This window comes from Nocardia sp. NPDC052566 (assembly GCF_044547285.1).
GTDB lineage: Bacteria > Actinomycetota > Actinomycetes > Mycobacteriales > Mycobacteriaceae > Nocardia.
In genome coordinates, this window is the sequence record NZ_JBIUAF010000001.1 from 1090353 (window position 1) to 1116677 (window position 26325).

Below are 26325 nucleotides of genomic sequence, written 5' to 3' on the forward strand. Positions count from 1 at the left end.
GGTGACCGAGCAGAAGCTACGCGACTACCTCAACCGCGTCACGATCGATCTGCGGCGCACGCGAAAGCAACTCGCCGAGGCCGAGTCCGCGGGGCACGAGCCCATCGCGATCGTGTCGATGGCCTGCCGGTTCCCCGGTGGGGTCCGCACGCCGGAACAGCTGTGGGACCTGCTCGCCGACGGCCGCGACGCCACCACCGCGGTACCGGAGGATCGCGGTTGGGATCTCGGACAGCTCGGCGCGGGCAATGCCGCATGCCGCGGCGCCTTCATCGACGGCGTCGCCGATTTCGACGCCGACTTCTTCGCGATCTCCCCGCACGAGGCCACCGCGATGGATCCGCAGCAGCGGCTGCTGCTGACCACCGCCTGGGAGGCGATCGAACGGGCGGGCATCGACCCGGCGGCGTTACGCGCCAGCGCGACAGGCGTTTTCGCCGCGGCCGTCGACCAGGGATACGCCCAGGTGGCCCTGGACGCGCCCGAGGCGGTGCGGAATTTCATCGTCACCGGCAACTCGATGAGCGTGCTCGCGGGCCGGGTGTCCTACGCGCTCGGGCTGGAGGGACCGGCACTGACCGTGGACACCGCCTGCTCGTCCTCGCTCGTCGGGCTGCACCTGGCGGTGCAGGCACTGCGCAGGCGCGAGTGCGGGCTCGCGCTCGCGGCCGGTGTCACGGTGATGTCGCTGCCGCTCGTCTACGCCGAATTCGGCAGGCAGGGCGCGATGTCGGCCGACGGCCGCTGTAAGGCCTTCTCGGCCACCGCCGATGGCACCGGCTGGGGTGAGGGCGTCGGAGTGCTGCTGCTGGAACGGCTTTCGGAGGCACGTGACAACGGGCATCCGGTGCTCGCCGTGATCCGCGGCTCGGCCATGAATCAGGACGGCGCGAGCAACGGGCTGACCGCCCCGAACGGCCCGTCCCAGCAGCGCCTGCTCCTGGCCGCGCTGGCCGATGCGGGCCTCACCGCCGCGGAGGTGGACGCGGTCGAGGCGCACGGCACCGGCACCACGCTCGGCGATCCGATCGAGGCCGATGCGTTGCTCGCCACCTACGGCCAGGACCGGCCCGCCGATCGGCCGCTGTGGCTCGGTTCGCTGAAGTCGAATATCGGGCACACCCAGGCGGCGGCCGGCGTGGCGGGCGTCATCAAGACCGTGCTCGCGCTCCAGCGCGCCGTCCTGCCCGCCTCACTGCACATCACCGAGCCGACCCCGCACGTCGACTGGTCGGGCGGCGACATCAGGCTGCTCACCGCGAGCCGCGCCTGGCCGCGGACCGAAAGGCCGCGGCGGGCAGGTGTTTCGGCCTTCGGGATGAGCGGGACCAACGCGCACGTGATCCTCGAGCAGGCCCCCGAGCCCGAACCGGCGAGCGCTGAGCCGCGCCCGCCGCAGCCGCCGGTCGCGCCGTATGTGCTCGCGGGACGGACACCGGGCGCGCTGCGTGATCAGGCGGTCCGGCTGGCCGGTGCGCTGAGCGCCGACCCCGCACTCGCACCGGCGGACGTCGGGTACTCGCTGGTGCGCACCAGGACCGCGTTCGAGCATCGCGCCGTCGTGCTCGCTCGCGAGCGCGCCGAACTGCTCGACGGGCTGGGCGGTTTGGCTCGCGGCGCCGCGGACACGCCGAATATCGTTGTTGGTGAATGTAATTCGACCGACAGCCGAACCGTCTTCGTCTTCCCCGGCCAGGGCGCCCAGTGGACGGGCATGGCCCGCGAGCTGCTCGCCGAGTCGCCGGTCTTCGCCGCGGCCGTCGCCGAATGCGAGCGGGCGATGGCCGGATCGGTCGACTGGTCGCTGACCGAGGTGCTGTGCGATGCCCCCGGCGCGCCGTCGCTGGATCGCGTCGACGTCGTCCAGCCCGCCCTCTTCGCGATGATGGTCGCCCTCGCCGCGCTGTGGCGTGCCATGGGCGTCGAGCCGGACGCGGTCGTCGGGCACAGCCAGGGCGAGATCGCGGCCGCGGTCGTGGCGGGCGGGCTGTCCGTCGGCGACGGCGCGAAGGTGGTCGCGCTGCGCAGCCGCGCCATCGCCGGGCTGGCCGGGCGCGGCGGGATGGTCGCGCTCGCGCTCGGCCACGACGACACGGAGTCCGCGATCGCGCCATGGGCGGGCCGCATCGGCGTCGCCGCCGTGAACGGGCCTGGCGCCGTGGTCGTTTCGGGCGACGCGGACGCGCTCACCGAACTGCTCGCGCACTGCGATACCCGCGGTGTGCGCGCGACGCGGGTGCCCGTCGACTACGCCTCGCATTCGGCGCACGTCGAGGCGATCGGTGACGAATTGCGCGCGGCGCTGGCCGATATCGTGCCGCGCACCGGCCGCATCCCGCTGTTCTCCACGCTCACCGGCGACTGGCTGGACACCGCCGAGATGGACGCGGACTACTGGTACCGCAACCTGCGCGGTGCGGTCCGGTTCGAGGCCGCGATCGGTGACCTGGCGCGCCAGGGGTACGGGGTATTCGTCGAGGCATCGCCGCACCCCGTGCTCACCGTGCCGGTACAGGACACCGTGGAAGCCGCGGGCCTGACCGACGCGGTGGTCACCGGCACCCTGCGGCGCGACGAGGGTGACCTGCGCCGGGTCACGACCGCCGCGGCCGAGCTGTGGGTGCGCGGCGTCGTCGTCGACTGGACCGTCGCCTTCCCCGGCGCACACCCGGTCGGCCTGCCAACCTACCCGTTCCAGCAGCGCCGATTCTGGCCGGAACCCGGTGAGCGGGAGCCGAATCCGACCGAGCCGAACTCGAGCGCGCCGGACCCGGCCGAGCTGGATCCGGTCGACAGACTGCGTTACCGCATCACCTGGCAGCGGCTCGCCGACCCGTCGGCCGCGGTGCTCGCGGGCCGCTGGCTGCTCGTCCTGCCGGACGGCGCGAGCGACTCGCCGCAGGCCCGCTGGCTCGCGGGTGCGCTGACCGGTCTCGGCGCCGACCTCGAGCTCGTCGAACTCGGCGCGGCGGATATCGACCGCGAGCGGCTCGCCGCCCGCCTCGTCGACGCGGGCGCCGTCGCGGCGACCGGCATCGTCTCCCTGCTCGCCGCCGCCGAGCACCCGCATCCGGAGCATCCGGCCATGCCGGAGGGACTCGCGCTCACCCTCGCCCTGATCCAGGCGCTGGCCGATATCGGCGGTGCGGCCGTGCTGTGGTGCGCGACCACCGGCGCGGTGAGCACCGGCGCCACCGATCCGCTCACGGGGCCACGGCAGGCGATGGTCTGGGGCATGGGAATGGTTGCGGCACTGGAACAGTCGCAGCGGTGGGGTGGTCTGCTCGATCTGCCGCAGGCGCCGGACGAGCTCGCCGCGCTGCGGCTCGGCGCCGGACTGGCCGGTGCCGGTGACGCCGCGGGCGAGGACCAGCTCGCGCTGCGCGCGAACGGACTGTATGCCCGGCGGCTGGTGCATGCCCCGCGCACGCCGAGCGAGGACGGCACCCCGTGGCGCCCGCGCGGCACCGTCCTGCTGACCGGCGGAACCGGCGCGGTGGGCGCGCATTTGGCCCGCTGGCTGGCCGGCGGTGGCGCCGAACACCTGGTGCTGCCCGGCCGCCGCGGCGCGGACACCCCTGCCGCCGAGCGGCTTCGGGCCGACGTCACCGCACACGGCGCCCGGCTCAGCATGCCCGTCTGCGATCTCGCCGACCGCGATCAAGTGCGGCGGCTACTCGCTGACCTCGATGCCGCGGGCACGCCGGTCACCGCGGTCGTGCACGCGGCCGCGTTCATCGCGCTCGCACCGCTCGAAGCCGCACCGATGGCCGCGTTCGCCGACGTCGTCGCGGCCAAGGCGGCAGGCGCGGCGCACCTCGACGCCCTGCTCGACCGTGACCTCGACGCCTTCGTCCTGATCTCCTCGATCGCCGGTCTCTGGGGCAGCGGCGGTCACGGCGCGTACGCCGCGGGCAACGCGTACCTGCACGCGCTGGCCCAGCGGCGCCGCGTCAGGGGACTGCGCGCGACCACCGTCGACTGGGGCGTCTGGCAGACCGGCGATCCGGCCGCGGTGGCGGATGCCGACCTGTTCAAGCTCGACGAGCACGGCCTGCGCCGGATGGCCCCGGACACCGCCGTCGCCGCGATGCAACAGGTACTCGACGACGACGAGACGGTCGTCGCGATCGCCGACGTGGACTGGGCACGGTTCGCGCCCGTCTTCACCTCGAGCAGGCCGAGCCCGCTGCTGCGCACCATCCCCGAGGCGCGCGGGGCGCTGCGCGGCCGCGGCGCCGATCCGGCGGATCCGGCCGGGATCCGGCTGCGCCAGCGCCTCGAAACGCTGCCCGCCGCGGAACGCACGCGCGCACTGCTCGACCTCGTCCGTGCACAGGCCGCCGCGGTCCTCGGGCACGACTCGCCGCGAGAAGTGCCGCCGGGCAAGGCATTCCAGGAGTTGGGCTTCGCCTCGCTGACCGCCGTCGAGCTGCGCAACCGGCTCACCGCCGCGACGGGGCTGCGGCTGCCCTCCTCGCTCGTCTTCGACCACCCGTCCGCTGGCGCGCTCGCCGCGCACCTCGCGACGGAACTGTTCGGCGGCCCGACCGCCGAATTCGTGGCGCCCGCAAGCGATCTCGCCACGCCCGACGAGCCGGTCGCCATCGTCGCGATGGGCTGCCGCCTGCCCGGCGGCATCGACACGCCGGAGAAGCTGTGGCGGCTGCTCGTCGACGGCGGCGACGCGGTCACCGGCTTCCCGACTGATCGAGGCTGGCCCGGCGAGGACGAACTGTTCGATGCCGACCCGGATAATCCGGGCACCGCGACCACCAGGCATGGCGGATTCCTGCACGACGCGGGCGAATTCGACGCGGATTTCTTCGGCATCTCGCCGCGCGAGGCGATCGCCATGGATCCACAGCAGCGGCTGCTGCTCGAGACCGCATGGGAGGCCATGGAGCGGGCGGGCCTGGATCCCGAGGCGCTGCGCGGCTCGCGCACCGGCGTTTATATCGGCGTCAACTACGGCGACTACGGCGCCGCCGTGGCCAAATCGGGACAGGGCGAGGGTCATCTGCTCACCGGCAGCGCGCCGAGCATCGTCTCCGGCCGCATCGCCTATACCTTCGGGCTGGAGGGTCCCGCCGTCACCGTCGACACCGCCTGTTCGTCGTCGCTGGTCGCGCTGCACACGGCGGCACGCGCACTGCGCGGCGGTGACTGCACCCTCGCCCTGGTCGGCGGGGTCGCGGTGATGTCGACACCCGGTGCCATCCTGAGCTTCTCCCGGCAGCGCGGCCTGGCGGGCGACGGCCGGTGCAAGGCGTTCGCCGAGGCCGCCGACGGCATGGGCATGGGCGAGGGCGTCGGTGTCCTGCTGGTCGAGCGCCTCGCCGACGCCCGCCGCAACGGGCATCCGGTGCTCGCCGTGCTGCGCGGTTCGGCCGTGAACTCCGACGGCGCGAGCAACGGCCTGTCCGCGCCCAACGGCCCGTCGCAGCAGCGGGTCATCCGCGCGGCACTGGCCGACGCCCGATTGCCGGCCGCCGAGGTCGACGTGGTCGAGGCGCACGGCACCGGCACCACGCTCGGCGACCCGATCGAGGCACAGGCGCTGCTCGCGACCTACGGGCAGGACCGCCCGGCCGAGCGGCCGGTGCTGATCGGCTCGCTCAAGTCGAACATCGGCCACACCCAGGCCGCCTCCGGTGTGGCCGGTGTGCTGAAAATGGTGCTGGCACTGCGCAACGCGCAGGTGCCGCGGACACTGCACATCGACCGGCCGACCAGCCACGTCGACTGGGACGGCGGCGCGGTGGCGCTCGCGACCGGCCTCGTGCCGTGGCCGGAGACCGGTCGACCGCGCCGTGCGGGCATCTCGTCGTTCGGCCTCAGCGGCACCAACGCGCACGTCGTCCTCGAGCAGGCGCCGGAGCCGGATACGGCGGAGGCGCAAGGCAATTCGATCGGCGGGCCACTGCCGTGGGTGCTCTCCGCGCGCACGCCCGCCGCGCTGGCGGACCAGGCGGCGCGGCTGTATGCGCACCTCGATCGATCCGGCGCGATCGAGCCCACCGAGATCGGCGCGAGCCTGGCCGGGCGCACCGCGTTCGCGCACCGCTGCGCACTGAGCGGCGATGCCGCGGAACTGACCGCCGCGCTGCGCGCCGTCGCGGACGGCGCCGAGACGGCCGCCGCGGTACACGGCGTCCAAGATGCCGAGGGCAGAACGGTTTTCGTCTTTCCCGGCCAGGGTTCGCAGTGGCCGGGCATGGCCCGCGAGCTGCTCGCCGAATCGCCGGTGTTCGCCGAACGGATGGCCGAATGCGAGGCCGCGCTCGCCGCACACGTCGACTGGTCGCTGTGCGAGATGCTGCGCTCGGCCGCGCCGCTGGACCGGGTGGAGGTGGTGCAGCCCGCGCTGTTCGCGGTGCTGGTCTCGCTCGCCGCGGTCTGGCGCGCGCACGGCGTCGAACCCGACGCGGTGCTCGGCCACTCCCAGGGCGAGATCGCCGCGGCCGTGGTCGCGGGCGCGCTGTCGCTCGCCGACGGTGCGCGGGTGGTGGCGCTGCGGTCGCGCGCGCTCGCCGAGCTGGCGGGCACCGGGGCGATGATGTCGGTCGCGCTGCCGCGGGCACGGGTGGCCGAGCTGCTCGCAGCGTGGGGTGCGCGGCTGTCCGTCGCGGCGGTGAACGGCCCTGCGGCCGTGGTTGTTTCGGGCGAGGCCACGGCCGTCGACGAATTGCTGGCCGCCTGTGCGGCCGACGGGATCCGCGCGCGGCGCATCGAGGTGGACTACGCGTCGCACTCGGCGCAGGTCGAGCGGATCGAATCCGAGCTGCTGCGGGCACTGGCGCCGATCGAGCCGGTCCGCGCCGAGGTACCGCTGTACTCGACGGTGACGGGGGAGTGGCTCGACACCCGGGTCATGGACGCCGAGTACTGGTACGAAAACCTGCGCCGCACCGTCGAATTCGAATCCGCCGTGCACGTACTCGCGGAGCAGGGGTACACCGCTTTTCTCGAGGTCAGCCCGCATCCGGTGCTCACCGCCGCGGTGGAGGAGACCCTCGATGCCGCCGGATGTGACGGCGTCGTACTCGGCACGCTGCGCCGCGATCAAGGGGATCTGCGCAGGCTGCTGCTCTCCCTCGGCGCGGCGTGGACCGCTGGACGGCCGGTGGACTGGTCGACGTTCTTCGCGGGCGCGCGGCGCGTCGACCTGCCGACCTATCCCTTCCAGCACCGGCACTACTGGGCGCTGCCCGCCGCGGGCGCGGGCGCCGCCGATGTCGCCGCGGCCGGGCTCGATGCCGCGGATCATCCGCTGCTCGGCGCGGCCGTCGAGCTCGCCGACACCGGCGAGACCCTGCTCAGCGGCCGCTTGTCGACGCGCGAGCAGCCTTGGCTGGCCGATCACGCGATGGGCGAGGTGGTGCTGCTGCCCGGCGCGGCGTTCGTCGAACTCGCGCTGCGCGCCGCCGCGGAGGCGGGCTGCGCGGTACTCGAGGAACTCACCCTCGAGGCGCCACTGGTGCTGCCGGGCGCGGGAGAGGTCCGCGTCCAGGTGCGGGTCGGCGCACCCGGCGAGGACGGCGCCCGCGCGCTGACGATCCACTCGCGGCGCGCGGACGGACTGGATTCGCGCTGGATCCGGCACGCGATGGGCAGCGTGGCCGAATTCGCCGTCACGCCACCGGTGGAACAGGAAAGCTGGCCGCCCGCGGGCGCGACGCCCGTGGCGATCGACGACCTGTACGACCGGTTCGGCGCGTCCGGCTACCGCTACGGTCCGGCCTTCCGCGGTGTCCGCGCGGCCTGGCGGCGCGGCGACGAGATCTTCACCGAGGTGCACCTGCCCGATCGCGACGATCCGGCCGCGCGCGCCTTCGGTGTGCACCCGGCCCTGCTCGACGCGGCACTGCACGGCATCTGGCTGGGCAACGACGCGGCCGAACCCGGCGTCGCGCAGGTGCCGTTCTCCTGGAACCGTGTCGTGCTGCACGCCGTCGGCGCGACGGGACTGCGGATCCGGCTCGCCTTCGAGGAGGACGGCGCGGTCACCATCCACGCCGCCGATCTCGAAGGGCGGCCGGTGATTTCGGTCGCGGCACTGGCGGTGCGGCCGATCCGGCCGGACGCGCTGTCCGTCGCGGCCGTGCCGGACGCGCTGTTCCGAGTGGACTGGACGCCGCTGTCGGTGCGCGGCGCCGAGCTGCCGCGCGCGGGCCGCTGGGCGGCGATCGGACAGGCAGGCCTGCTGCCCGACACGTACGCCGACCTCGCCGGGCTCGGCGTCGCCATCGACAGCGGCGCACCGGTGCCGGATCTGGTCCTCGTCGAATGCCGCGGCGCCGGTGCGGATTCCGCGTCCGTCCACGCCGCGACGGCCACCGCGCTCGCGCTGATCCAGCAGTGGCTGGCGGAGGAACGCTACGCGGAAAGCCGCCTGGTCTTCGTGACGAGCGGCGCGGTCGCGCTCACCGCGGACGAGGGTGTGACGGACCTGGCGGCCGCCGCGGTGTGCGGCCTCGTGCGTTCGGCACAGTCCGAGCATCCGGACCGCTTCGTGCTCGTCGACGCGGCGGACCCGGTGGAACTGCTCGCGCTGCTGCCCGCCGGGCTGGCCGGCGGTGAACCGCAACTCGCCATCCGGGCGGGCGGCCTGTTCGCCACGAGGCTGGCCAGAGTGGCGGCGCCGTCCGCCGCCGCGCCGTCGTTCGACCCGGCGGGCACGGTGCTGATCACCGGCGCGGGCGGCGTGCTCGCCGGACTGCTGGCCAGGCATCTGGCCCGCGAGCACGGGGTGCGCAGGCTGCTGCTGCTCAGCAGGCGCGGCGCCGACGCGCCCTCGGCCGCCTGCTTGGCAGCCGATCTCGAAGAGCTCGGTGCGACAGCGGAATTCGCCGCGTGCGACGTCGCCGACCGCGATCAGCTGGCCGCCGCGCTCGCGCGGATACCGGCCGCGCATCCGCTGACCGCCGTACTGCACACCGCGGGCGTACTCGACGACGGCGCGGTGTCGTCGCTGACGCCCGAGCGGCTGGCCGCGGTGCTCAGGCCCAAGGTCGACGGCGCGCTCGCACTGCACGAGCTGACCCGCGACCTGCCGCTGTCGGCGCTGCTGCTGTTCTCCTCGGCCGCCGGTGTCATCGGCAATGCGGGACAGGCGAATTACGCCGCGGCCAACGCGTTCCTCGACGCGCTGGCGAGCAGCAGGCGCGCGCACGGCCTGCCCGCGCAGTCGATCGCCTGGGGACTCTGGGCGAAACGCAGCGAGATGACGGGCAGCCTGGACGAGACGAGCAGGCAGCGGATGACACGCGGTGGCGTCGCGGCGTTCTCGGATGCCGAGGGTCTCGCGCTGTTCGACGCGGTACTGCGCCAGGACGCCGCGCTGCTGGTGCCGGTGCGCCTCGACCTGGGCAGGCAGCGGCCCGGCTCCGCCGCCGAGGTGCCCGCCCTGATGCGCGGACTGGTCCGCGGTGTGGTCAGGCCGGTGGCGGCGGGTGTGGCCGCCGCCGAGGCGAACTCCCTGCGTGCGCGCCTAGCCGAAGTCGGTGCGGCAGAGCGGAAGACGGTGCTGGAGGACCTGGTCCGGGACAGGGCCGCGCGAGTGCTCGGACATGCGGGTGCGGCCGCCGTCGATCCGGAACTCGCCTTCCAGGATCTCGGCTTCGACTCGCTCACCTCGGTGGAGCTGCGCAACCAGCTCAACGCGGTGACCGGATTGCGGCTGCCCGCGACGCTCGTTTTCGACCATCCGACGCCCGAGGCCGTCGCGGCCTATATCGCCGAACACCTTGTGCCACCGGCGGTATCGGCGCCGCCGCCGGAGCGGGCGGCGCGGCCACCGGTACCGGACGAGTCGGAATCGCTCGAGGCGGAATCGATCAAAAACATGGATGTGGACGGACTGGTGCGGATGGCCTTGGGGAACGGCCGTGCCTGACCGCACCGACAGCGAAAGGACTGCTATGACAACGGATCAGGTTGTCGAGGCGCTACGCGCCGCCCTGCTGGACAACCAGCAGCTGCGACAGGAGAACCACCGGCTGGTCGAGCGGGAGCGGGAGCCGGTGGCGATCGTCGGCATGGCCTGCCGCTTCCCCGGCGGCGTGCGGACGCCGGAAGAGCTGTGGCAGTTGCTGATCGACGAACGCGACGGGGTCACGCCCGCACCGGCCGACCGCGGCTGGGACCTGCCACGGGAACCGGGCACACCCGAACTCGCGGGCGGATTCCTGTGCGACGCCATGGAATTCGATCCCGGCTTCTTCGGGATCTCACCGCGCGAGGCGCTGGCCATGGACCCGCAGCAGCGGCTGCTGCTCGAGGTCTGCTGGGAGAGCATCGAGCGCGCGGGTATCACGCCGCGCAGCCTGCGCGGCGGCGACACCGCCGTGTTCGCGGGCGTCATCAACAGCGAATACGGCAGCAGGCTCGGGCACACCCCCGAGGATCTGGCCGGATTCCTCGGCACCGGAACCATTCCCAGTGTGGTCTCCGGCCGCGTGTCCTACCTGCTCGGTTTGCAGGGGCCCGCGGTGAGCCTGGACACCGCGTGCTCCTCCTCGCTGGTCGCCGTTCACCTGGCCTGCCAGGCACTGCGCGCCGGCGACACCTCGCTCGCCCTCGCCGGCGGCGTCACCGTGATGTCCGGGCCCGGCGTGCTCAGCGGCGCGTCGCGGCAGGGTGGGCTGGCCGCGGACGGCCGCTGTAAGTCGTTCTCCGCCAGCGCCGATGGCGCCGCCTTCGGTGAGGGTGCGGGCATGGTGCTGCTGGAGCGGCTGAGCGACGCGCGGCGTAACGGTCACCCGGTGCTCGCGGTCATCCGCGGTTCGGCCGTGAACCAGGACGGCGCCAGTAACGGCCTGACCGCGCCCAACGGCCCGGCGCAGCGGCGGGTCATCGAGAAGGCGCTGCGCAACGCGGGGTTGTCGCCCGCCGAGGTCGACGCGCTCGAGGCGCACGGCACCGGCACCGTACTCGGTGACCCGATCGAGGCCCAAGTGGTCCTCGATGTCTACGGCGCGCACCGTCCGCCCGGTCGCCCGCTGCTGATGGGCTCGCTGAAATCCAATCTGACGCACACCCAGGCCGCGGCGGGCGTCGGCGGCGTGATCAAGATGGTGCTCGCGATGCGGCACGGGACGCTGCCGCGATCGCTGCACATCGATGAGCCGAGCACCCAGATCGATTGGCGCCAGGGCGAAGTCGCACTGCTGACCGCCGCGACGCCGTGGCCGGTCACCGGGCGGCCACACCGGGCCGCGGTGTCGTCCTTCGGCGCGAGCGGGACCAACGCGCACCTCCTGCTCGAATCCGCGCCCGCCGACCCGGACGCGCACGCACCGGAGCGCACCGACGGTCCCACCGCGTGGCTGCTGTCCGCCAGGACACCCGCCGCCCTGCGCGCGCAGGCCGAGCGGTTGCACGCGCACGTCACCGCCGAACCGGACCTGCATCCGGCCGACGTCGGAATGTCGCTGGCGCTGTGCCGATCCCGGTTCGGCGAGCGCGCGGTGCTGGTCGGCGAGAAGCGCGCCGAACTGCTCGACGCGGTGGCCGCGCTCGCGCGCGCGGACCGTGAGGCCACCACGGCGGGCAAGCCGGGCAAAGCAGTCTTCGTCTTTCCGGGTCTCGGTGCCGAGTGGCATGGAATGGCGTGCGAATTGCTGGACAGTTCACCGGTTTTCGCCGCGAGCATGGCCGAGTGCGCACGCGTGCTCGCCCGCCACCTCGACTGGTCACCCCTCGCGGTGCTGCGGCAGGAACCGGGCGCGCCATCGATCGACGACGTAGCCGCGCTGCAGCCCGTGCTGTTCTCGGTGCTGGTGTCCCTGGCGGCGGTGTGGCGGGCGCACGGCATCGAGCCCGCCGCGGTGATCGGGCACAGCCAAGGCGAGGTGGCCGCGGCGCACATCGCCGGAATCCTGTCGCTCGAGGACGCCGCCGCGGTCGCCGTCGGGCGCAGCCGCGCGCTGGCGACGCTGACCGGCGCCGGTGCGATGGCCACCGTGCTGCTGTCGGTCGAGGAGGCGGAGAAGCTGATCGACGGGCACGGCGACCGCCTGTCGATCGCCGCCGTCAACGGCCCGCGCGTGGTGGTGCTCGCGGGGGAGGCGGCCGCGCTGGACGAGCTGCTCACCGAGGCCGCGGACGTGATGTCCTTCCGCACCGCGATCGACTACGCACCGCACTCCGCCGCCGTGGACGCGGTCCGCGCGCCGCTGCTCGACGCGCTCGCCGGTCTGACGCCCGGCGAGGGAACGGTGCCGATGCTGTCCACCACCGACGCGGCATGGGTGCGGCCCGCCGAACTCGGGCCCGAGTACTGGTTCCGCAATCTGCGCCAGGCCGTGCGCTTTCACGACGGCGCCGGGATTCTGTTCGACGCGGGGTACCGGACCTTTGTCGAGGTCGGCCCGCATCCCACGCTGACCTTCAACATCCAGGACGCGGCCGTCGACGCCGGGCTCGACGATGTCACCGTTCTCGACACGCTGCGCCGCGACGAGGGCGACGCGCGCCGCCTGCTGACCGCGCTCGGTCAGGCGGACGTGGCCGGGCTGCCGGTCGACTGGCGGCCGGTGTTCGACCAGGCGGGCGCGCGCCCGGTGGAGCTGCCGACGTACGGCTTTCAACGGCAACGGTATTGGCTCGACCCGACGGCGGCGGCCGGTGATCCCGCCGCCATCGGACAGGACGATCCGCGTCATCCGCTGCTGCGGGCCGCGGTCGAATTGCCTTGCGGCGGTACCGTTTGCACCGGTCGGCTCTCGGTGGCAACCCAGCCGTGGCTGGCCGATCACGCGGTGCGCGGCACGGTCCTGCTGCCCGGCGTCGCCTATCTCGAGATGGCGGCCCACGCCGGACGGCGCCTCGGGTGCGAATCGATCGAGGAGCTCACCCTCGCCGCGCCGCTGGTGCTGTCCGGCGAGGGGGCCGGTGTGCACCTGCGGCTGACCGTCGGCGCGCCCGACCCGAGCGGTCGCCGCACCGTCGAAATCCATTCCAGGCCAGCGGATCGTGACGCCGACGTGGAGTGGACCGGGGCGGAGTGGACCGGGCACGGCAGCGCGGTGCTCGCCCCCGCGGCCGCCGCCGTACCGCCCGTGCCGCCCGCCTCGTGGCCACCCGCGGGCGCGCGGCAGATGCGCGTCGCCCGGCTCTATAGTCTGCTCGACGCGCGCGGCGTGGAGTACGGCCCCGCCTTCCGCGGCCTGCGCGCCGCGTGGTCCTCCGGCGCCGAGGTGTGCGCCGAGGTCGCGCTGCCCGACACCGTGGCGAGCGGTTTCGGCGTGCACCCCGCACTCCTCGACGCCTTCCTGCACACGATCACCCTCCGCGATGCCGACGCCGACACCGACCCGGCCGCACAGCCCACCGCAACCGGTGTGCCACTGCCTTTTTCGTGGCACCAGGTCCGCATCTGGTCCGACGTCCCCGCGGGCCGAGTGCTACGCGTCATCCTCCGCCCACAGGGCCAGGACGCGGTATCACTCGACGTCACCGACGAAGACGGCCACCCCGTCCTGACCGTCGGCACCCTCACCATGCGCACCGCCTCCTTCGATTCCCTACGCGCACCGACCGATTCACTGTTCCGCGTCGAATGGCCCGTCCTCGAGGAGGCAACCCCGAGCGGCACCCCGCAGGCTGCGCCCCGCCTCGCCCCGCTCGGTGAGGACGGTTCCGTGGGCGGTGTGCCGCATGCTGAGTCCGGCCGTGCACCGCTCGGCGGCGGCGGTTTCGCGGGCGGCGTACCGCAGGGTTCATCCGACCGCGCCGTGCCCGGCGACGACCGGTTCACGAGCGGCGCAACGTATGCCAGGTCCGGCCGCGCCGTGTTCGGTGACGATGAACTCGCGGGCGATGCACCGCAGATCGTGTCCGGCCGCGCCGTGTTCGGCGACGATGGACTCGCGGGCGGCGCAATGCATGCCGGGTCTGGCCGCGCCGTGTTCGGTGACGACCAATTCGCGGGCGATGTACCGCAGATCGCATCCCGTTTCGCTGTACTCGGCGATGGTGATGAGCGGTTGCTGCCGCTCGATGCGGCGCCCGCCATCGGGGCCGACACCATCGGTCTCGATGCGGTGCTGCTGCCTTGTCCGCCAATCGGTTCCGGTATCGCGGCGGTGCACAGCACTACGGCGGCGATCCTGGACCACCTGCGCGCCTGGCTTGCTCTGCCTGCCGAGGGGTGCCCGCCGCTGGTCATAGTTACCCGTGGCGCTGTCGATCTCGGCGCGGAGCCGCTCGATATCGCGGGCGCGGCGGTTTGGGGGCTGATCCGTTCGGCCCAGCAGGAGAATCCGGATCGGTTCGTGCTGCTCGACACCGACGACCCCGCCGCGACGATTCAGTTGCTCGATAGAGTGCTGGCCAGTGATGAACCGCAGGTTGCGTTGCGGGCGGGTGCGATTCACGTCCCCAGGCTCGCGCGTGTGCGCGCCGCCGTGGCGGAGACCGAGCTCTTCGACGGCACTGGCACCGTCCTGCTGACCGGTGGCGCCGGCACGCTCGGCGGCATTCTCGCCAGGCATCTGGTGATCAATCATGGTGTGCGCCACCTGTTGCTCGTCGGCAGGCGGGGACCGGCGGCGGCGCCCGAGGAACTGGTCGCCGATCTCACCGCACTCGGCGCGCGGGTCCGCATCGAGTCCTGTGACGTCACCGACCGCGCCGCCGTCGACGCGATGCTCGCCCGTATTCCACAGCAGCACCCACTGATCGGGGTCGTGCACACGGCAGGTGTGCTCGACGACGCCCTCCTGCCCGATGTCACCCCCGAGCGGTTGAGTGCGGTGCTGCGCCCCAAGGTCGACGGCGTGTGGCACCTGCACGAGGCCACGCTCGGCCTGCCGTTGCGCGCGTTCGTGGCGTACTCGTCGATCGCCGGTGTCTTCGGCGGGCCGGGGCAGTCGGCGTACGCGGCGGCCAATGTCGCCATGGACGCCGTGCTGGCCGTCCGGCACCGGTCCGGCCTCCCGGCGAAATCGCTCGCCTGGGGCCTGTGGGAGCAGCGCAGCGAGCTGACCGCCGACCTGTCCGACGCGGACCTGAATCGCATGCGCCGCAGCGGAATTCACGGTCTGTCCGCGGAGACCGGCGCGGCGCTGTTCGACGCGGCGTGCGCCGTCCCCGACCCGCTGCTCGTCCCCGCCGATCTCGACCTCGCCGCGGTGCGCGGCGGCCGGGTACCGCCGCTGCTGCGCTCGCTGGTCCGAGCGGGCGGCCCCGCGGCGTCCGCGACCGACGAGCGGCTGCGCGACCGCCTCGCCGCGGCGCACCCCGGCGAACACCGCGCCATCCTGCTGGATACGGTGCGGCAGTACGCCGCCGAGGTGCTCGGTCACGCCGACGCCGCCGCGATCGGCGCCGACGACCCGTTCCTTTCGGTCGGCTTCGACTCGCTGACCGCGCTGGAACTGCGCAACCGCCTCGCCGCCGCACTCGGGATCAGCCTGCTCCCGACGGTCGTGTTCAGCAGCGGCAGCCCGGCCGCACTCGCCGAACTGGTTGTCACGGAATGGAACTCCGCGGCCGGTTCGCCCGCGCGCGCCGCGGCCGGACCGTCGGTCCCTGCCGACCCCGATCCGGTGAGCACCCTGTTCCGGCAGCTGTGCCGGCGCGGCAAATCCGACGAGGCCATCGAACTGCTCAAGAACGTCAGCGCGCTTCGCCCCGAGTTCCATACCGCCGCGCAACTGCGCGACACCGAGGATCCGCCGGAGCTGGTGCGGATCACCGTGCACGACGACGCACCCGAATTGGTCTGCTGCGGTTCACTTGTCGCCCTCGGCGGCGGCCACCAGTACGCGCGTTTCGTCGCGCAGTTCCGCGGCACCTACGGTGCGAGCGCGCTGGCGGCGCCCGGTTTCCTGCCCGGCCAGCGGCTCCCGTCGACGATGGCGGCGCTGTTCGACTACCAGGCGGAGGAGATTCTCGGGCGGGTGGGCAGTGAACGCCCACTGGTGCTGCTCGGTTCCTCCTCGGGCGGTATCGCCGCGCACGGCGTCGCCGCGCGGCTGGAGGAGTGTGGCGTCCGCCCGGCCGCCGTCGTCCTGCTCGACACCTACCTGTCCACCGACAAGGCGATGACCCAGTTCAACGACGTACTGCTGCGCGGCATGTTCGATCGCGAGGAACAGGCGGTCCCGATGGACGACGCGCGACTCACCGCGATGGGCAAGTACTTCCGCATTCTCGACGACTACCGCCCGCCCGCGGTCGAGGCGCCGACCCTGCTGGTGCGCGCCTCCAGCCCGCTCGGCGAATCGGCGCCCGCGGTGGGTGATTGGCGCTCGAGCTGGCCGGGCGCGCACACCGTCATCGACGTGCCAGGCGACCACTTCTCGATGCTGGAACAGCACGCCGCGACCACGAGCAGCGCCGTCTCCGACTGGCTCGATTCGATCCTGTCCCGACCGGAACGCACTGAAAGGAAGGTTGATTGATGAATATCGCCGTGGTAGGCGGGGGTGTGATGGGCGTCGGTATCGCCACGCTCGCGCTGGTGCGCGGGCTGCCGGTCGTCGTGGTCGACGTCGACGACGACCGGCTGACGACCGCACGCGCGCGGATCAGCGCGGAGGTGCGGATGGCCCAGCTGATGGGCAAGCTCGCCGATGACGTGGCGCCCGGTGCGCTGACGACCACCACCGCGCTCGCCGACCTCGCCGAGGCCAGCATCGTCATCGAGGCGACCACCGAGGACCTGGCTGTGAAAGCGAAAGTGCTGGAGGAGCTTTCGGCGGTGGTGCGGCCCGGCACGCCGCTGGTGTCGAATACGTCGTCGATCCCGATCGACGAGCTCGCCGATTTCGCGCGGCGGCCGCAGGACGTGGTCGGCACGCATTTCATGAACCCGCCGTACCTGATTCGGACGGTCGAGGTCATCCGTGGCGCGCGCACCGACGGGCACGCCATGGTCGAGCTCGAACGCCATCTGGTCGCGCTGGGCCAGCAGTCGGTCGTCGTCCGCGACACGCCAGGCTTCGTGACCAGTCGCGTGCTGCACCCGATGATCAACACCGCGGCGCGGGTGGTCCAGCAGGGTACCGCGCGCGCCGACGAGGTCGACGCGCTGATGGAGAACTGCCTCGGCCATCGCACCGGGCCGCTGCGCACCGCCGACCTGATCGGCATCGACAACCTGGTCGATTCGCTGCGTGTGCTGCACGAGCGCACCGGCGACGAAAGCTGCCGTCCCTGCGACCTGCTGCTGGAGAAGGTCCGGCTCGGCCACCACGGGCGCAAGTCCGGCCGTGGTTTCTACGAGTACACGAATTGAGGAGAAAGACAGTGGAAGCAACCAACATTCAGGTCGAGCAGGCCACCGACGCCGCCATCGAGCAGGGCGTGCTGGAGTTCTTGACGGCGCAGACCAAGCGCTCCTGGGATCCGCAGGCGGATCTGTTCGCCGCGGGCGGGCTGTCCTCACTGTTCGCCATGCAGCTCGTGGTCTTCCTCGAGCAGGCCCATGGCATCTCCATCCGCGGAAAAGACCTGCGGCTGGACAACTTTCGCACGGTGGTGAACATGGTCGCGCTGGTGCGGCGGCTACAGGGCGAGCGGTGAGCGCCGAGCTCACCGCGGCGCGGGCGCTGATCACCGACCTCGTCGGTGATCAGGCCGAGCAGTGGGATCGCCGCGGCGAGCTGCCGCGGGAGCTGCTGACCCGGCTCGGCGCGGCCGGATACCTGTGCCCGCAGGTCGCCGCGGCGCACGGCGGCCTCGGCTGGGACAGCGCCCGCGACGGCGAATTCACCGCGCACGTCGGCAGCCGGTGTTCCTCACTGCGCAGCGTCATGACCTCACAGGGCATGGCGGCCTGGACCATTACCCGGCTCGGTGACGAGCGGCAGCGGGCCGCGTTGCTGCCGCGGCTCACGGGTGGCGGGCTCGCCGCGGTCGCCTTCAGCGAACCCGGTGCGGGAAGCGATCTTTCGGCCATCGGGACGCGCATCGTCCGCGACGGGGACACGGTCGTCGTGGACGGGCACAAGACCTGGTCGACGGCCGCGATGTACGCCGATCTCATTGTTGTCGTCGGCGTGCTGGACGACGGCGGCGCCGGCGCGGTGGTGGTGCCGGCGGACGCCCCCGGTGTGCGGGTCGACCGCATCGCGGATCCGCTCGGCTGCCGCGCCGCCGGTCACGCGGACCTGCGCCTGACCCAGGTCCGGGTGCCCGCGGCGAATCTGCTGGGCGGCGGCGGCCAGTTCCTGCCGCTGGTGGTCACCACCGCGCTCGCCTACGGCCGGATGTCGGTGGCCTGGGGCTGCGTCGGCATCCTGCGCGCCTGCCTCGCGGCCGCGGGCGCACATGCCAAGTCGCGCAAGCAATTCGGGCGTCCACTCGGCGAGCACCAGCTCGTCGCCGGGCACCTGGCCACCCTGCTGATCGCCGAGCAGACCGCGGCGCGCGCCTGCGAGCACGCCAGCCGCTGCTGGGACGAGGGGCTGCCGGACCAGGTGTTCGCCACGGTGCTCGCCAAACATGTGAGCGCCACCGAGGCGGCCCGCGGCGCCGCGGTCGCGGTCCAGGTGCTCGCCTCCGCGGGCACCCGCGACGGGCACGCGGTGGCGCGCGCCTATCGCGATGCCAAGTGCATGGAAATCATCGAGGGCAGCAACGAGATGTGCCTGCTGCTGCTGGCCGAGCACGCGCTGGCCAATGCGTAACGGAGGGAGGCGGCGATGACCGCGGAATCGGTACCGACGGTGAAGTGCCTGGTCTGGGATCTCGACAACACGCTGTGGCGCGGCACGCTGCTCGAGGACGGCGAGGTGGTGCTGCCCGAGTCGATCCGTGCGGTGATCACCGAGCTCGACGCGCGCGGCATCCTGCAGTCGGTGTGCAGCCGCAACGACCACGACACGGCCTGGGCCCGGCTGGTCGAGCTCGGGCTCGCGGACTACTTCGTCCTGCCCGAGATCGGCTGGGGGCGTAAGTCGGACGCGGTGCGCCGCATCGCGGAGACGCTGAACTTCGCGCTCGGCGCCGTCGCGTTCATCGACGATCAACCCGCCGAGCGGGCCGAGGTGACCTACCACCTGCCCGAGGTGCGCTGCTATCCGGCCGAGATGGCCGAAACACTCACCGGCTTACCAGAATTCACTCCCGCGACCAGCACGGTCGATTCGCGCCGCAGGCGGCAGATGTACCAGGCCGGGTTCCGCCGCGACGCCGAACGCGCCGAATTCCAGGGCGCGGACGAGGATTTCCTGCGCTCGCTCGAGCTCGTGCTGCGGATCGGGCGCGCCACCGAGGAGGAGCTGTCCCGTGTCGAGGAGCTGACGCTGCGCACCAGCCAGATGAACGCGACCGGCGTGCACTACTCGGACGCGACACTGCGTGCGCTGCTGCGGGATCCGCGGCACGAGGTGCTGGTCGCGGCCATGCGCGACCGGTTCGGCCCGCACGGTGCGGTGGGGGTCATCCTGATCGAAAAGCATTCCGCCGTCTGGCATCTGCGGCTGCTGGCCACGTCGTGCCGGGTGGTTTCGTTCGGTGCGGGATCGACGCTGCTCGCCTGGCTCGGGGATCAGGCGCACCGGGCCGGTGCGCATTTCGTCGCGGACTTCCGGCCCACCGAACGCAATCGGATGATGGAAATCGCCTATCGGTTCGCCGGTTTCGACGACGAACCGTGTGCCTGCCGTGACGCGCTGGCCGCACCGGAGGTGGCGGGCGTCGAGCGCTTGCACCTGCACCCGGCCGCGTGGAGCGGGTCGACCACCACGCGGCTCGACGCGACCGATCTGAGCGCAGCACCGCGCTGACGAACAGCACATGGCGGATAGCACAGTGTCTCGGCGAATTGCGCCGAGACACTGTGTATTTCGTGACCATGGGAGCCCGCGACCCTGCCGGTGGCCGCGAGCCTGTCGTCGATCAGCTCGTGCGCACCGCGAGGGTGATGCCGTCCGCCATCGTCAGCATGCTGATCGCCACCCGGTCATCGGACCGCATGCGGTCGTTGAGCTCGCGCACCCCTTCGGTGTCCGCATCCTGTGCGCCGGGATCGGCCACCCGCCCGAAGAACAGGGTGTTGTCCACCACGATCAGACCGCCGATCCGCACGAGGTCGAGCGAAAGTTCGTAGTATCGGGCGTAATTGGCCTTGTCCGCGTCGATGAACACCAGATCGAAGAGTTCGGGTCCCTGCTCGGCCAGCATCGTTTCCAGCGTCGCGCAACCGTCGCCGACGCGCAGGTCGATGCGGTCGCGCACCCCGGCGCGCTGCCAGTACGGCATGCCGATCGCCGGCCACCGGTCGGTGATATCGCAGGTGACCAGCCTGCCGTCGGCGGGAAGCGCGCGGGCCAGGCACAGCGTGCTGTAGCCGGTGAAGGTGCCGAGCTCGAGTATCGAGCGCGCGCGGGCGAGCCGGGCCAGCACGCCGAGCAGCTGGCCCTCCTCGGCGAGCACCTGCATGGCCGTGCCGCCCGGCAGGTCCGCGGTCTCCTCCCGCAGTTCCCGCAGGATGTCGTCCTCCCGCAGGGAGACGTCGCGGACGTAGTCGGTGAGCTGGGTGGTGAGAGCGATCTGATCAGCCACGATGATCCTTCGTAGGGAGCGGTCAGGACGGTGCCCACCGGCGACCCTCGGACGGCGAGATCGCCGCGGCGCACTCGATGGTGGCGCAGCCGGATATCGTTTCCGTGGCGTGGCGCGCGTCCCGGCGATATCACGGCGTGACGGTCGAGCCACGGCCCGGCCATACGCTGCGAAACGTGCCCGATCATCCGAACTCCACCGCCCGCCGCGCCGCGGCGAACGGCCGCCTGCTCGCCCTCAGCGATCTGCACATCGGGCACCAGGAGAACCGGGATATCGTGGCGCGGCTGCGCCCGGACTCACCCGAGGATTGGCTCCTGGTCGCCGGTGACGTCGCCGAACGGTTCGCCGATGTGGAGTGGGCGCTCGGCCTGCTCGCCGAGCGCTTCGCCACGGTGGTGTGGGCGCCGGGCAACCACGAATTGTGGACGCCGACAGACGATCCGGTGACCCTGCGCGGCGTCGCCCGCTACGACCGGCTCGTCGAGCTCTGCCGCGGCCTCGGGGTACTGACCCCGGAGGATCCGTACCCGATCTGGCACGGACCCGGCGGACCGGTGCTGATCGCACCGCTGTTCCTGCTCTACGACTACACCTTTCTGCCGGACGGCGTCGCCACCAAGGCGGAGGCGCTGGCCATCGCGCACGAGACGGGTGTGGTGTGCACCGACGAATTCCTGCTGCACGCGGATCCCTATCCGGACCGGGAGGCGTGGTGCGCGGCCAGGGTGGCCGCCACCGAGGAGCGATTGCGCGCTTGCGATCCCGCGATGCCCAAGGTGCTGGTGAATCACTATCCGCTGGTGCGTACCCCGACGCGGATCCTGCACTACCCGATCTTCGCCCAGTGGTGCGGTACCGAGCGAACGGCCGACTGGCACACCAGGTTCGGCGCCGCCGCCGTGGTGTACGGGCACCTGCACATCCCGCGCACCACCTGGCACGACGGCGTCCGGTTCGAGGAGGTGTCGCTGGGGTATCCGCGCGAGTGGCGCCCGCGCGGCGGCGAGCCGGGCCGGCCGAGGCAGATCCTGCCGGACACCGGCCGTCCGGCGGGCATGTGGTTCGGGGCGGGGCGATTGTGATCGCGCGGATACTGCCCGCCGCGGTGGCCGCGGTGGAGTCCTTCGGGGATCCGGATACACCGGTCGTGCTCTTTCCACAGGAGGAGGCGGCGCTCGGATACTCGGTCGCCAAGCGGCGCAACGAGTTCACCACCGCACGCTGGTGCGCCAGGGCCGCGCTCGCGCGACTCGGCCTGCCCGCGGTGCCCATCGTGCCGGGGGAGCGCGGCGCCCCCGTATGGCCGGACGGCGTAGTCGGCAGCATCACCCACTGCGACGGATACCGCGCCTGCGCGCTCGCGCACGAAGGCGAGGTGCGCACCCTCGGCGTCGACGCGGAGCCCAATGCCGCCCTGCCCGCCGGAGTACTCGACGCCGTCGCCGCGCATGCCGAACGAAATCACTTGCGGCGGTTGGCAAAAGACGGGCCGGGCGTCTCGTGGGACCGCCTGCTCTTCAGCGCCAAGGAAAGCGTCTACAAAGCCTGGTTTCCGCTGACCCGCCGGTTCCTGGATTTCGCGGAGGCCGACGTGCGCCCCGCGGTGGACGGCACCTTCACCGCGCGCCTGCTGGTCGACCCGCCGCTGGTCGACGGGCGCGCGCTCACCGGATTCGACGGCCGATGGATCGCCTCCGACGGCCTGCTGCTCACCTCGATAGTCATCGAACGGCCTATCCGATAGGCAGAGAGGACACCATGGACGACGAAAAGAACTGGTTCCGCCGATTGCAACCGGCCGACGGGGCCGCGCACCGCCTGGTCTGCTTCCCGCACGCCGGCGGCGCGGCCAGCTATTTCCTGCCCGTCGCACGGGCGCTCGCGCCCGCGGTGGACGTGATCGCGGTCCAATATCCCGGCCGCCAGGACCGGCGCAACGAACCTGGCATCGACGATATCGGCGTACTGGCCGACCACATCTACGAGATCATGCGGACCTGGACCGGGCCGCTCGCCCTGTTCGGGCACAGCATGGGCGCGGTGACCGCCTTCGAGGTGGCCCGCCGCCTCCGGCGCGACAATCCGGACCAGCCGCTGCACCTGTTCGCCTCCGGGCGCCGCGCACCACACCTGCGCCATGCGGAATCGGTGCACCTGCGCGACGACGCGGGCATCGCCGCCGAGGTGCGCGCCCTCGGCGGCACCGAATCGGAGCTGCTCGCGGACCCGGAGGTGCTGGAGATGATCCTGCCCGCGTTGCGCAGCGACTACCGCGCGGTGGAGACCTACCGGTTCGTGCCGGACGGCCCGCCGCCGTGCTCGATCACCGCGCTCACCGGTGATCACGATCCGCAGACGACCGTCGACGAGGCGCGCGAATGGGCCCGGCATGCGCAGGGCCCCTTCGACATTCGGGTTTTCCCCGGCGGCCATTTCTTCCTGAACAGCAATGCCGCCGGAGTGCTCGACGTGATCTCCGAGCATTTCGTGAAGACCGCGTCGAATCGGTCGGCGGCGAACGGGTCAGCCCGGTAGTCGCCCGGAGGGCACGACCGGTAGCTCGGCGGTGTAGCCGTGCCGGTTGAGCCGCCGCAGCGCGGCGATGTAATACCCGGACAGCTCTTCCTGATACATGCGCTCACAGGCGAAGGACGCGCTCAGCCGGTCCATCGTGTAGTTCCCACCGCCCTGCCCGCGCAGCAGATGGACATCGGCCAGATCCGCGAGCAGTTCCTCCGCGCGTGCCTCGGAACAGTCGAGCAGCACGGCCATCGTGCGCGGCCGGACACAGCGGTTGGGGATCATGCCGAGCCAGCGGAAGGCTTTGCGCAGATCATTGCCCGCCCTGGCGCAGCGGCCGAGTGATTGATACACGCGATCGAGCGCCGAGCGCACCGCCGCGTCGCCGACCTGCAGTTCGTCCAGCACGCACTGCGGGTCGGCGAGTCGCTGCGCGAGGTCGTCCATGCTGCGGTTCGGGCGGCTGCGCAGGCGCAGCCCGGCGATGCGCAGGGCCAGCGGCAGGCCGGAACAGGCACGCACGATCGTGCGGGCGGCCTCGGGTTCGGCGTCGAGGCGGGCCTTGCCGACGATGCCTGTGAGCAGATCCATCGCGGTGTGCTCGCCGAGCGGATCGAGGACGAGGGTGTTCGTCCCGTCGAAGTCGGCCAGGCGTTTGCGGCTGCCGACCAGGACGCGGCTCGCACCGCTGCCCGGTATCAGCGGGCGGACCTGGGACGCGGCGCAGACGTCGTCGAGCACGATCAGGACCCGGCGGCGCGCGACCACCGAACGGTAGAGCGCGAGCCGGTCGGTCTCTCCGTCCGGAATGGTGGATCTGGGCACGCCCAATTCGCTCAGGAAGCGCGTGGCCAGGTCCATCGGCTCGACCGTCGTACCGGGTTGGCTCTCGAAGCTGGCATAGAGCTGGCCGTCCGGAAATTCGCCGACGGCCGCGTGCGCGCCGCGCAGCATCAGGCTGGTCTTCCCGATCCCGGCCGCCCCGGTGACGACGACCGTCGCCGTCGGCCGTCGCGCCTCGACCTGGCCGGTGAGTAACGCGCGCAGCCGATGGATTTCGGTGGTCCGCCCCGCGAAGTCGCGCGGCTGCGGCGGGAGCTGCGCGGGCGTCGGCACTTTCACCCGCGCCACGGCGGGCGGCGCCTCGGGGCGTGGCGCCTGCACCGCGGGAGCCACCGGATCCCGCTCGCCACGCAGGATCCGATGCTGGATCGCGCGGAGCTCCGTGCCGGGCTCCATCCCGAGCTGGCCGATCAGGTCGGTGCGCACGCGCTGGTAGAGGCCGAGCGCTTCGGACTGCTGGCCGGAGTGGAACAGCGCGAGCATGAGCCTGCCGACGAAGGCCTCGTTCAGTGGCTGCTCGCGCACGACTCGGCGCAGGGCAGGCAGGATTTCGGCGTGCCGGTGCAGCTCCAGCTGCATGTCCACCCACCAGCCCAGGGTCTGCAGCCGCAGCTCGCCCAGGTGCACGCCCTCGGATTCGTGTAGTCGCGCGCACGGCACGTCCACGAACGGATCGCTGCGCCACAGACCGAGGCCACGGTCGAGTTCCGCGACGGCGCCGGCCAGATCACCCGAAACGGCAAGCGTTTTCGCCGCCGCGCGATGCGCGAGAAATCGCCCGAGATCGGTATCGCTGTCCTCGATACGGATCAGATAACCGGGCGCGCACGTCTGGATTCGCTCCGCCCCGAACGCGCCGAGTACCCGGCGCAACCGCATCACATAGGTGCGTACCGTGGCCGCCGCGCTCGGCGGCAGCGGGTCGTCCCAGACGAACTGCGCGATGCGGCCGACCGAGACAACCTTGTTGGGATTGAGCAACAGCGTTGTCAGCACGATCCGCTGCCGGGGCGCCGAAACAGCCACCTCACGATCCCCCGAGCGAACGACCAACGGGCCGAGAATCTGGAACTCCACAACTCTCCTTCTGGAGCAAAACGAATACTTGACATCACATGTGACCATTATCGAAGAATCGTTTTGATACAGCTTTCAAATTCCTCCTCGGCGGGTGAAGTGGTCGTCGAGACCGCAACTGACGGTACCAGACAGATATTTATTACCGTAGGTTATAGTATTCGGCAACAGTGAAAACTTTAGGGTGCTCTAATTTTCGCTTAAGGGTCGTGCCGTGGTGACCCTCTTTCCCCTGGTCGGGTGACCAGTGGCGAGCTTCCCGCCGGAGTGTCGCCACCCGTGATCGGCGGCGTATCAGCCATGGGATCGCCTGTCCCGCAGGGCTGTCCGCTCGGTCGGTCCGTGTGCGGCCAGGCCGGGCAGTCGCTCGTGTCGCTGGTCCGGTCGCCGCCGAAAAAGTCGGGATTCAAGCAGAATCTGGCTCTGTGGCCAGGTCGTGGCAAGGTAATTCTAATATCGCTTTCAGGTTCGTGTAACCGGCTGTTCGGCGATGGGTGATATTCATCGCAGGCGTTTCCGGATAATGCAATCTTGCACGTGTTGGGCGCATCTGTAATGGGTTGTGGATGTGGCCGATGCGTCATTGAATTCGATTAGCTCACGTGGCTGCTAATCGGTCGAATTATGCTCGATCGGGGATATTCGTCACCGCGGTAAAAATATCGCTGGAATCGCTGCTGGTGGCGACCGGCCGGGTCCGGCTGGTGGGCCCCTCGGTGTACGGATCGCCGCTACGGCCGCATTGCCGACTCGACGAGGGTCGCCGCCGTCCGTGTGCTCAACTCCACTGCATCCGTGGGTGTCAGCCCGCGGACGTCGATCAGTACCACGAACGCCTCCCAGCCGAGCACCATCGCCACGCCGGAGACGAGTTCGTCGAATCGGTTCTCGCTCAGTCGGTCGCGCAGCGGCGCCAGCGCCCATTCGATCCAGCGCACCCGTCGATAGCCGCGGCGCGGTCCGTCCGCGGCGGGGGCGGCGTCGACGGTCAGCTTGATCAGCCGCCGTCCCAGGGGCAGCAGGGTGTCGATGTCGGCGCCCATGGCGCGGGCCAGCGCTGTCACCCGTACCAGCGGGTCGTCGGAGCCGACCTGCTCGAGCAGCGCGTCGGTGCCCGCGCTGAGCAGCCCGAGTGTCGCGTCGAGCATCAGCTGATCCAGCGTCGGGAAGTGCAGGTAGATGGTGCGGCGCGAGACATCGGCCGCCGCGGCGATGTCGTTCACCGACGGTTCGGCGCCGCGCTCGAGCAGTGTCATCGTGGCGTCGACGATCGCCTTGCGGGTGCGCCTGCGCTGTGCCACCCGTCCGGCGCCCGCCTCGGTCGTGGGCTCGGTCATCCGCTGTCGTCCTCCGATCGGCACC

General features: G+C 71.7%; 12 protein-coding genes. 9 read left to right on the forward strand and 3 right to left on the reverse strand.

Going from position 1 to position 26325, the window contains the following annotated elements; genetic code table 11:
- Nucleotide 1 precedes the first annotated feature (1 nt).
- From ACIG5A_RS04420 to ACIG5A_RS04445, 6 genes are read left to right on the forward strand one after another with little or no spacing between them, the layout of a single operon-like run.
- Nucleotides 2-9898, forward strand: coding sequence for an SDR family NAD(P)-dependent oxidoreductase (locus tag ACIG5A_RS04420; protein WP_397237605.1), 9897 nt, complete (start codon nucleotides 2-4; stop codon nucleotides 9896-9898).
- A gap of 25 nt (nucleotides 9899-9923) precedes the next feature.
- Nucleotides 9924-16412, forward strand: coding sequence for a type I polyketide synthase (locus ACIG5A_RS04425; protein WP_397237607.1), 6489 nt, complete (start codon nucleotides 9924-9926; stop codon nucleotides 16410-16412).
- Nucleotides 16412-17248, forward strand: a complete 837-nt coding sequence (locus ACIG5A_RS04430) for a 3-hydroxyacyl-CoA dehydrogenase family protein (RefSeq protein ID WP_397237609.1) — start codon at nucleotides 16412-16414, stop codon at nucleotides 17246-17248. Before ACIG5A_RS04425 ends, ACIG5A_RS04430 begins: the two co-directional genes overlap by 1 nt.
- A gap of 11 nt (nucleotides 17249-17259) precedes the next feature.
- Complete coding sequence (locus ACIG5A_RS04435) at nucleotides 17260-17535, forward strand: acyl carrier protein (RefSeq protein ID WP_397237611.1); 276 nt, start codon at nucleotides 17260-17262, stop codon at nucleotides 17533-17535.
- Entirely contained in the window at nucleotides 17532-18641 is a 1110-nt protein-coding gene (locus ACIG5A_RS04440) for an acyl-CoA dehydrogenase family protein (protein ID WP_397237613.1), read from the forward strand. The genes ACIG5A_RS04435 and ACIG5A_RS04440 overlap by 4 nt, the downstream gene beginning before the upstream one ends.
- A 15-nt stretch (nucleotides 18642-18656) precedes the next feature.
- Entirely contained in the window at nucleotides 18657-19742 is a 1086-nt protein-coding gene (locus ACIG5A_RS04445) for an HAD-IIIC family phosphatase (protein WP_397237615.1), read from the forward strand.
- A gap of 112 nt (nucleotides 19743-19854) precedes the next feature.
- Here ACIG5A_RS04445 and ACIG5A_RS04450 read toward each other — a convergent pair whose 3' ends face one another.
- The gene (locus tag ACIG5A_RS04450) at nucleotides 19855-20520 is read right to left on the reverse strand and encodes a class I SAM-dependent methyltransferase (protein WP_397237617.1); all 666 of its coding nucleotides are present in this window, start codon (nucleotides 20518-20520) and stop codon (nucleotides 19855-19857) included.
- Between the two features lie 176 nt (nucleotides 20521-20696).
- Between ACIG5A_RS04450 and ACIG5A_RS04455 the strand changes: the two genes are divergently transcribed.
- From ACIG5A_RS04455 to ACIG5A_RS04465, 3 genes are read left to right on the forward strand one after another with little or no spacing between them, the layout of a single operon-like run.
- On the forward strand, nucleotides 20697-21605 hold the full coding sequence (locus ACIG5A_RS04455; RefSeq protein WP_397237619.1) for a metallophosphoesterase family protein: 909 nt from the start codon (nucleotides 20697-20699) through the stop codon (nucleotides 21603-21605).
- Nucleotides 21602-22267 (forward strand): 4'-phosphopantetheinyl transferase, encoded by a 666-nt coding sequence (locus tag ACIG5A_RS04460; RefSeq protein ID WP_397237621.1) that lies wholly within the window; start codon nucleotides 21602-21604, stop codon nucleotides 22265-22267. Before ACIG5A_RS04455 ends, ACIG5A_RS04460 begins: the two co-directional genes overlap by 4 nt.
- Nucleotides 22268-22281: 14 nt before the next feature.
- Nucleotides 22282-23058 (forward strand): thioesterase II family protein, encoded by a 777-nt coding sequence (locus ACIG5A_RS04465; RefSeq protein ID WP_397237623.1) that lies wholly within the window; start codon nucleotides 22282-22284, stop codon nucleotides 23056-23058.
- Here the strand turns inward: ACIG5A_RS04465 and ACIG5A_RS04470 are convergent.
- Together ACIG5A_RS04470 and ACIG5A_RS04475 are read right to left on the reverse strand one after the other, a co-directional pair.
- Nucleotides 23047-24963 (reverse strand): BTAD domain-containing putative transcriptional regulator, encoded by a 1917-nt coding sequence (locus tag ACIG5A_RS04470; protein WP_397237625.1) that lies wholly within the window; start codon nucleotides 24961-24963, stop codon nucleotides 23047-23049. The genes ACIG5A_RS04465 and ACIG5A_RS04470 overlap by 12 nt on opposite strands.
- A gap of 731 nt (nucleotides 24964-25694) precedes the next feature.
- The gene (locus ACIG5A_RS04475; RefSeq protein ID WP_397237627.1) at nucleotides 25695-26300 is read right to left on the reverse strand and encodes a TetR/AcrR family transcriptional regulator; all 606 of its coding nucleotides are present in this window, start codon (nucleotides 26298-26300) and stop codon (nucleotides 25695-25697) included.
- Between the last annotated feature and the right edge of the window lie 25 nt (nucleotides 26301-26325).

Coding starts and splice junctions, on each gene's coding strand:
- ACIG5A_RS04445 (WP_397237615.1), top strand. CDS start 18,657: ATGACCGCGGAATCGGTACCGACGGTGAAGTGCCTGGTCTGGGATCTC.
- ACIG5A_RS04430 (WP_397237609.1), top strand. CDS start 16,412: ATGAATATCGCCGTGGTAGGCGGGGGTGTGATGGGCGTCGGTATCGCC.
- ACIG5A_RS04465 (WP_397237623.1), top strand. CDS start 22,282: ATGGACGACGAAAAGAACTGGTTCCGCCGATTGCAACCGGCCGACGGG.
- ACIG5A_RS04475 (WP_397237627.1), bottom strand. CDS start 26,300: ATGACCGAGCCCACGACCGAGGCGGGCGCCGGACGGGTGGCACAGCGC.
- ACIG5A_RS04425 (WP_397237607.1), top strand. CDS start 9,924: ATGACAACGGATCAGGTTGTCGAGGCGCTACGCGCCGCCCTGCTGGAC.